We start from the raw sequence: 1,779 nt of genomic DNA, 5'->3' as shown, positions 1-1,779 counted from the left end.
GCGAGGAGGGAGTGACCACCGAGGCGGAAGAAGTCGTCGTCCACACCGACGTCGTCCACACCGAGGACTTCGGCGAAGGCGCCGCAGAGGATCTCCTCACGCACGCTCGCCGGGCCCCGACCCGAGCCGGTCGTGTACTCCGGCACCGGCAGCGCCTTGCGGTCCAGCTTCCCGTTCACCGACAACGGCAACGCATCCAGGACCACCACCACCGACGGAACCATGTACTCAGGCAGCCGAGCCGCGACGAACTGCGCAACCACCTCCCGCAGTTCTGCGCCGTCCCCGTCCGGAACGACATAGGCGACCAGACGCTTGTCCCCCGGCACATCCTCACGCACCACCACCACGGCCTGCCCGACCCGAGGATGCGCGGCGACAACCGCCTGGACCTCACCCAACTCGATCCGGAAACCCCGGACCTTCACCTGCTCATCCGCACGCCCCAGATACTCCACCTCACCAACCCCGTTCCACCGCACCACATCCCCGGTCCGGTACAACCGCTCACCCGACCCGAACGGCGACGCCACAAACCGCTCCGCCGACAAACCCGCCCGACCCAGATACCCCCGCGCCAGACCCGAACCCCCCAGATACAACTCACCCGCAACACCCACCGGCACCGGCCGCAACCGCTCATCCAGCACAAACACCCGCGCATTCGACACCGGGCGCCCGATCGGCACCACCCCCTCCACATCCCCATCCGTGAACCAAGCCGTCGCATACACCGTCGCCTCGGTCGGACCATAAATATTCGCCACCCGCGCACCCGGCAACGCCCCACGCACCGCCGCCACCGCATCCGCCGTCAACGCCTCACCCGCCAACACCACCGCCCGCGGCCGCACCTCAACCCCACCACCAGCCACCACCTGCACAAACGCCGACGGCACACCACTGACCAAACTCACATCCCGCGGACCACGCCCCCGATCCGCCAACACCAACAGATCCCGCACCACCTCCACCGCACCACCCGACACCAACGGACCGAACAACTCGAACACCGACACATCGAAATTGAACGACGTCGACACCAACACCCGATCAAACGCACCCCCACCGAACTCACCCACCGCCCACGACAACAACCCCACCACCGAACGATGCTCAACCACCACACCCTTCGGCCGCCCCGTCGAACCCGACGTATAAATCACATACACCGGATGCGACGGCAACAACACACCCCCACGCTCGACCTCCAACAACCGGCCCGGCATCCGCCAGCATGAACGCGATCCGCTCGGCCGGATACTCCGGATCAACCGGCAGATACGCACCCCCGGCCTTCACCACCGCCAGCAGCGCCACCACCATCCCGACCCCGCGCTCCAACGCAACACCCACCACCGACTCCGGACCCACACCACGGCCCACCAGCAACCGCGCCAACCGGTTCGCCCGCGCATCCAACTCCGCGTACGACACCTCAGCCCCGTCACACACGACCGCCACCGCATCCGGCGTCCGCACCACCTGCGCCTCGAACAACCCCGGCAGAGTCGACGGCTCGACCTCCACCGCCGTGCCGCTCCACTCCACCAACACCCGACGACGCTCATCCTCGCCCAGCACATCAACCGCGCTCAGCGGCACCTCCGGACCACCGTCCAGCGCCACCTCCAACGCCGACACCAGGTTCTCCGCAGCCGTACGCACCAGCACACCGACCGGCCCCGGATCGATCGAGGACACCGCGTCCACCGCCAGCGACAGACCACGGCTCTCACCATCGTCATCGACCGAGACAGCGAGCGGGTAGTTGGTCCG

At 67.5% G+C, this 1,779-nt stretch carries 1 pseudogene; it reads right to left on the bottom strand.

What is annotated here, in order from left to right:
* Positions 1-1,482 (bottom strand): annotated as a pseudogene (locus AAW14_RS39250) (amino acid adenylation domain-containing protein); the annotation flags it as partial.
* Between the last annotated feature and the right edge of the window lie 297 nt (positions 1,483-1,779).

The sequence above is a fragment of the Streptomyces hygroscopicus genome, from assembly GCF_026168105.1.
GTDB classification, from domain to species: Bacteria; Actinomycetota; Actinomycetes; order Streptomycetales; family Streptomycetaceae; genus Streptomyces; species Streptomyces hygroscopicus_D.
This window is presented reverse-complemented; position numbering and strand designations above follow the sequence as displayed.